Source organism: Phenylobacterium sp. (assembly GCF_037138395.1).
Lineage (GTDB): Bacteria > Pseudomonadota > Alphaproteobacteria > Caulobacterales > Caulobacteraceae > Phenylobacterium.
Window position 1 is genome coordinate 1 of sequence record NZ_JBAXIM010000145.1, and the last position, 6304, is coordinate 6304.

Sequence of the window (6304 nt, forward strand, 5' to 3'; positions counted from 1 at the left end):
ACTGCCCTCGGCGGATATGCGGCGACGGCGGTCACCGCGATCACGGTGCAGAACACCCTGGGCGTGACCGGCGTCCTGCCTGTGCCCGCCGACATGGTGACGGCCCAGGCCCGGGCCGTGCTGGACGACATCGGGGCCGACGCCCTGAAGACGGGCATGCTGGGCGATATCGCCATGGTCGAGACCGTTGCGGCCATACTGGACTCGGCGGCCGGGATCCCGGCGGTGGTCGATCCCGTCATGACCGCCAAGGGCGGCGCCGCCCTGCTGGCGACGGACGCCATGGACGCCGTCCGCCGGCTGATGGTTCCCCGGGCCTGGCTATTGACCCCCAACGTCCCGGAAGCCGAGGCCCTGACGGGCCTGAGCATTGCCAGCCTGGACGACCAGAGGCGGGCCGGCGAGGCCCTTCTGGCCCTGGGTGCCCGGGCCGTCCTGATGAAGGGCGGCCACCTGGACGGCGAGCGCGTGAGCGACCTGCTGCTCACGCCGCAGGGCGAGACCCTGTTTGAATCCGCCCGCCTGGAGACCCGGCATACCCACGGTACCGGCTGCACCCTGGCCTCGGCCTGCGCGGCGGGCCTGGCCCAGGGCCTGACCCTGGAGGCGGCGGTGGCAAGGGCCTGGGCCTATGTCCAGGAGGCCATCGCCCGGGCCCCCGGCCTGGGCCGCGGGCATGGTCCCCTCGACCACGCCTGGACGATGAGGGGGCGGGCGTGAAGCACGCCGATACGCTGGACGGACTGGTCCGCCGGTCCGACAGCCTGATGACCGCCCTGCGGGCGGCGCGGGCCCTGGACCTGCCCGACTGGCTGATCTTTTCCGGGGCCGTCTACCAGAAGGTCTTTAACCACCTGACGGGCCGGCCCGAAGACTATGGCCTGAAGGACTATGACCTGGCCTATTTCGACGGCTCGGATACGGGCTGGGACGCCGAGGACAGGGTGATCCGGAGGGCTGCGGCAGAGCTTCCGCCACCCCTGGACTCCCTGGTCGAGGTGCGGAACCAGGCCCGGGTGCACCTGTGGTTCGAAGGCCGGTTCGGCGAGCCCTATGCGCCCCTGTCCAGCAGCGCCGAGGCCCTGGAACGGTTCGTCTCGACGGCCAACGCGGTGGGCGTTCGCCTGGAGGCTGACGACCGGCTGACGATCGCAGCCCCCTTCGGACTGGAGGATCTGTTCAGCCTGAGGCTGAGGCCCAATCCCCTGCGATCGGCGACCGGCTTCCGGGCCAAGGTCGAGGGTGTCGTGGCGCGCTGGCCCGAGCTGGCTGTCGAGGACTGCGCCTCAGAGGGCTCCCCGGGCCGAGGCCGGGGCGGCGTTCATCTCTGAGGCCTGGGACACCCGGTGGAGGGTGTCGATCAGCCGCTTGATCTCGATGGGCTTGGCAAGGTGAGCGTCCATGCCCGCTGCCAGGTACTCGGCGACCTGATGGGTCATGGCGTCGGCCGTGAGGGCGATGATCGGCGTCCGGGGCAGGCCGCGGTTGCGCTCCAGGGCGCGGATGGCCGTGGCCGCCTCCACCCCGCCCATGACCGGCATGTGGATGTCCATGAGGATGATGTCGAACCGGCCCGTCTTCCAGGCGGCGACCGCAGCGGCGCCGTCGGGCACGATCTCCAGCGCACACCCGAGTGAGGCCATAACCGCGGTCAGGACCTGCTGGTTGGTGGCATTGTCCTCGGCGGCCAGAACGCGCAGGGGCGCGGCCTCCTCTTCGTCCTCGAACAGGCCATCGTCGAATTCGACCGCGTCGACCCCAGTCGCACGCATCAGGGGGGCTGAGAACCGGAAGGTCGTACCCAGGCCCTCGGTGCTCTCGAAGGCGATGCGCCCCCCCATCATTTGGGCAAGTTCGGCCGAGATGGCGAGGCCAAGGCCGGTGCCCCCAAAGCGGCGGGTGGCGGAATTGTCGACCTGGACGAACTTTTCGAACAGCATGGCGTGCTTCTCGGTCGGGATGCCGACCCCGGTGTCGCGCACGGTGATGACAAGCTGGTCCGCGACCTCGTCCAGGAGCACGGTGATCGAGCCGGAGTGGGTGAATTTCACCGCATTGGAGACCAGGTTGCCGAGGATCTGGCGCAGCCGTCCCGGGTCGCCCCGCCAGCCCCCCTTCGCCCCTGGCATGGTGCGCATCACGAATTCGAGGCCCTTCTCGGTCGCCGAGGGGGCGAAGAGGTCGCGCACAGGGGACAGGGCCGCCTCGAGATCGAAGTCTTCCTCGGAAAGGGTCATGCGTCCCGCCTCGATCTTGGACAGGTCAAGGACGTCGTTGAGGATCTTGAGAAGCAGGTCGCCGGACTGGCGGACCACATCCAGGCGCTTCCTCTGCTCGCCGGGCAGGTCGCCCATGGCCATGATCTCGGCCATGGTCAGGACACCGTTCAGGGGCGTGCGGATCTCGTGGCTCATATTGGCCAGGAACTGTGACTTCATCAGGTTGGCGTCGTCGGCGCGGTCGCGGGCATCCTGCAGCTCGGCCACCATGGACTGCTGCTGGACCTCGCGGACAGACAGGCGATGCAGCAGCTGGTTGAAGGCCGAGCTCAGGCCCCGGAACAGGCCGTCCCGGCTGGCCAGGTGGATCGGCTCATAGCTGTCGGTGTCCGAGACCATCTGCATGGCGGTGGACAGCTCGACGACGGGGACGATCACCTGGTCGGCCAGGCGACGGGAGATGACGATGGCGACGCCGATGCAGGAGAACAGGAGAGCACCGGCCAGGGCGAGGAGCTGGGGCGCGACCTCAGCGAGGCCCAACCGCTTGCCGACAGTTACCAGTTCGCCAAGGTGGACCCCCTTGCCTTCCACGGGCGTGCGGATGACGACTTGGGAACCGCCGGGGGAGCTGGGGGACGCAAGCTGGCCCGCCTGCCCGAAGCCGGAAACCCGTTGGCCCGAGGCGTCGAAGAATTCCGCCGAGACCAGCAGGTGCGAGAGGCCAAGGGCGCGCACCGACGAATCCACCGCCGCAGCATCCCCGGAACTGACGGCATCGGAGAGGGTGACCGCCGATACGGCGGCCAGGGTGGACTGGAGGGCGCGGTTCTGGGCCTGGACCTGGACCCACTGCTGACCCATGAAGGCCAGGCACGCCAAGACGAGCACGCTCAGCGCCGTGACGACGGCGGCGGCGGAGATGCGGGCGTGAAAGCCCGACGTGCTGAGAGCCTTTTGGCGGTACTCGGGGGGCGTCATTCTGATCCCGGCTTTACTACGAAAGCCCAGACTGCCCCGAAAGTCCTAACGTTTCCCTGAATTAACCCTGAAAAAACTGACGCTTGGGGGCGAATCAAACTGAAAAAAGCCAGATTTCAAGGCCCGCGTCAATTTGCCACGGTTAACAAATGATGAATCCTGGGGACGGACGTTAACCTCCGATTTACCTTAACGACGAGGCCATTCCGCCTCCTGAGGGGGTTCTTATGGACAAAGCATTTATCGCCCAACGCACCCAGGAAAAGCTCATCGCCACGGAATCGGCGATCGACTTGGCCCTGATCGAAACCACACAATTGCTCGCCGACCTGCTGCAGGCCCGCGCCGACCTGGGTGCCCCGGTCGCCTTCGCCGACGACGTTCAGGTCAAGCTGACTGAAGCCGTTGCGGCTCTCAGCTCGGCCCGCACCCTGATGGGCCAGGTTCATTCGGGTCTGGAAGAAGCCGCCCTGCGCCTGGGTATCCGCCCGCGGATGGCCGGTTTCTACCGCAAGAAGGACTTCCAGCTCTTCCTGTCCGGCGAAGAGCGCAACGTCGCCTGATTTCGTCATTTTGCGTTAAGAGATTTGGGGCTCTTCTCGAACGAGAGGAGCCCCTTTCCATGTCTGCGCTGGATGCCGTCCTAATCGCTCTAAACGTCGCGGTTCCACTCGTGGCGCTAGTTGCGGGTAAGACGCCGGAACGGATTGCCGCGCTGATATTCATTCTGGCGACGGGGGCGACAATACTTGCCGGGAATTTATGGAAATATAAGGAAATCGGGACCCTCCTGCTGACAATTGATGGCCTTATGGCCCTGTCTTTTTTGGTACTCGCGGTTCGATATAATTACCTCTGGATTGCCCTGATGATGGGCGCCATGTCTGGATACTTTTCAATACATGCTTATTACCTGGCAATGGCGATACCCCTTGATACGATGTTTGCAATGGCGAGCAATATCGCGACCGGGGTTGTCCTGATCAGCCTGTCGATCGGCGTCTGGAGCTCCCGGAGCCGCCCCGCGGAGCCCTGACGCCTGCGGGCGCCGCCCACCAACTTCCCCCTTGCCTTCGGGCGCAAAGCGGCGTTTTTGCGCGGCGGGCCACGCCCCCCCAACGGGGTGCTGCTCATCTGTAAGGATGGGAGATATCGCAATGACCACAATCCCGCGGCCGGCCGTGCGCCCGGCCCGTCCCGAATTTTCCTCCGGCCCGTGCGCCAAGCGCCCCGGATGGACCCCCGAAGCCCTGAAGGATGCCGTCCTCGGCCGCTCGCACCGGTCGAAGCCCGGCAAGGCGCGCCTGCAGGCGGCCATCGACCTGACCCGCAAGGTGCTTGAGGTTCCCGACAGCTACCTCATCGGCATTGTCCCCGGCTCGGACACCGGGGCGGTGGAGATGGCCATGTGGTCCCTGCTGGGGCCGCGCAAGGTGCAGATGCTGGCCTTCGAGAGCTTCGGCAAGGACTGGGTCACCGACGTGGTCAAGCAGCTGAAGCTGCCCGCCGAGGTGCTGGAAGCGCCCTATGGCGAACTGCCCGACCTGTCCCGGGTGGACCCGGCAGCGGACCTGGTCTTCACCTGGAACGGCACCACCTCGGGGGTGCGCGTACCGGACGCCAGCTTCATCTCGGCGGACCGCGAGGGGCTGACGATCTGTGACGCCACCTCGGCCGCCTTCGCCCAGGACCTGGACTGGGCCAAGCTCGATGTGGTGACCTTCTCCTGGCAGAAGGCCCTGGGCGGCGAGGGCGCGCACGGCGTGCTGGTCCTGTCGCCCCGGGCCGTCGCCCGGCTGGAGAGCCATTCGCCGGCCTGGCCCATGCCCAAGCTGTTCCGCATGACCAAGAACGGCAAGGTGACCCTGGACCTGTTCGAGGGCGCCACCATCAACACCCCCTCCATGCTCTGCGTCGAGGACGTCATTGACGCCCTGGAGTGGGGCCAGGGGATCGGCGGCCTGTCGGCCATGCGGGCCCGGGCCGACGCCAATCTGGCGGTCCTGGCCGACTGGGTGGCGCGGACCCCCTGGGTGGACTTCCTGGCCGCCGACCCGGCGACCCGGTCCAACACCTCGGTCTGCCTGAAGGTGGTGGACGCGCAGGTGGCGGCCCTGTCCGCCGAGGCCCAGGCCGACTTCGCCAAGACCCTGGCCTCCCTGCTCGATAAGGAGGGCGCGGCCCTGGACGTCGCCGGCTATCGCGACGCTCCGCCCGGCCTGCGCATCTGGTGCGGCGCCACGGTGGAGACGGCCGACCTTGAGGCCCTGACCCCCTGGCTCGATTGGGCCTTCGAGACGGCTGCCGCCGGGCTCTGAGCCCACGCGCGCGCCGCCTCACCTCCCCTTCCCTTACCCTTCCCTTCCCCTTCCCCGTGAAGAAAGACACCCCCATGCCCCGCGTGCTCATCGCTGACAAACTCTCCCCCGCCGCCGTCGACATCTTCCGCCAGAGGGGGGTCGAGGCCGACGTCAAGACCGGCCTGTCCAAGGACGAACTGCTGAAGATCATCGGCGACTATGACGGCCTGGCCGTCCGCTCGGCCACCAAGGCCGACAAGGACGTGATCGCCGCCGCCGGCCAGCTGAAGGTCATCGGCCGGGCCGGGATCGGGGTGGACAATGTCGACATCCCCGCCGCCACCTCCAAGGGCATCGTGGTGATGAACACCCCCTTCGGGAACTCCATCACCACCGCCGAGCACGCCGTGGCCATGATGTTCGCCCTCGCCCGCCAGATCCCCGCCGCCGACGCCTCCACCCAGGCCGGCAAGTGGGAGAAGAACCGGTTCATGGGCGTCGAACTCTACGCCAAGACCCTGGGCCTGATCGGGGCGGGCAATATCGGCTCCATCGTCGCCGACCGGGCCAATGGCCTGAAGATGAAGGTGGTGGCCTACGATCCCTTCCTGTCCGCCGAGCGGGCCGTGGAGATCGGGGTCGAGAAGGTCGACCTGGACGACCTGCTGGCCCGGGCCGACATCATCACCCTGCACACCCCCCTGACCGACAAGACCCGCAACATCCTGTCGGCCGAGAGCCTGGCCAAGGCCAAGAAGGGGGTGCTGATCGTCAACTGCGCCCGAGGCGGCCTGGTGGACGAGG

Annotated in this window: 7 protein-coding genes; 6 read left to right on the forward strand and 1 reads right to left on the reverse strand. The window is 67.2% G+C overall.

What is annotated here, in order from left to right:
* On the forward strand, positions 1 to 720 hold a 720-nt coding region (gene thiD / locus WCJ52_RS10720; RefSeq protein WP_336903301.1), incomplete at its 5' end, for a bifunctional hydroxymethylpyrimidine kinase/phosphomethylpyrimidine kinase.
* A gap of 47 nt (positions 721 to 767) precedes the next feature.
* Positions 768 to 1331: a nucleotidyltransferase family protein gene (locus WCJ52_RS10725; RefSeq protein WP_336903307.1), complete on the forward strand. Its 564-nt coding sequence runs from the start codon at positions 768 to 770 to the stop codon at positions 1329 to 1331.
* Here the strand turns inward: WCJ52_RS10725 and WCJ52_RS10730 are convergent.
* Positions 1287 to 3200 carry an ATP-binding protein gene (locus tag WCJ52_RS10730; RefSeq protein WP_336903302.1) on the reverse strand — a complete coding sequence of 638 codons (1914 nt, stop codon included), beginning with the start codon at positions 3198 to 3200 and terminating at the stop codon, positions 1287 to 1289. The genes WCJ52_RS10725 and WCJ52_RS10730 overlap by 45 nt on opposite strands.
* A gap of 227 nt (positions 3201 to 3427) precedes the next feature.
* Between WCJ52_RS10730 and WCJ52_RS10735 the strand changes: the two genes are divergently transcribed.
* From WCJ52_RS10735 to WCJ52_RS10750, 4 genes are all read left to right on the forward strand, one after another.
* Entirely contained in the window at positions 3428 to 3763 is a 336-nt protein-coding gene (locus WCJ52_RS10735) for a hypothetical protein (RefSeq protein ID WP_336903303.1), read from the forward strand.
* Positions 3764 to 3822: 59 nt separating this feature from the next.
* Positions 3823 to 4236 (forward strand): hypothetical protein, encoded by a 414-nt coding sequence (locus tag WCJ52_RS10740; RefSeq protein WP_336903304.1) that lies wholly within the window; start codon positions 3823 to 3825, stop codon positions 4234 to 4236.
* A 121-nt stretch (positions 4237 to 4357) separates the two neighbouring features.
* Positions 4358 to 5518: a phosphoserine transaminase gene (locus tag WCJ52_RS10745; protein ID WP_336903305.1), complete on the forward strand. Its 1161-nt coding sequence runs from the start codon at positions 4358 to 4360 to the stop codon at positions 5516 to 5518.
* Positions 5519 to 5592: 74 nt separating this feature from the next.
* Positions 5593 to 6304, forward strand: a 712-nt coding sequence (locus WCJ52_RS10750) for an NAD(P)-dependent oxidoreductase (RefSeq protein ID WP_336903306.1), incomplete at its 3' end; no start/stop codon positions are given.

Bases quoted from the DNA above. Each gene is read 5' to 3' on its own strand.
- WCJ52_RS10725 (WP_336903307.1), top strand. From the start codon at position 768: ATGACCGCCCTGCGGGCGGCGCGGGCCCTGGACCTGCCCGACTGGCTG.
- WCJ52_RS10740 (WP_336903304.1), top strand. From the start codon at position 3,823: ATGTCTGCGCTGGATGCCGTCCTAATCGCTCTAAACGTCGCGGTTCCA.
- WCJ52_RS10735 (WP_336903303.1), top strand. From the start codon at position 3,428: ATGGACAAAGCATTTATCGCCCAACGCACCCAGGAAAAGCTCATCGCC.
- WCJ52_RS10730 (WP_336903302.1), bottom strand. From the start codon at position 3,200: ATGACGCCCCCCGAGTACCGCCAAAAGGCTCTCAGCACGTCGGGCTTT.
- WCJ52_RS10745 (WP_336903305.1), top strand. From the start codon at position 4,358: ATGACCACAATCCCGCGGCCGGCCGTGCGCCCGGCCCGTCCCGAATTT.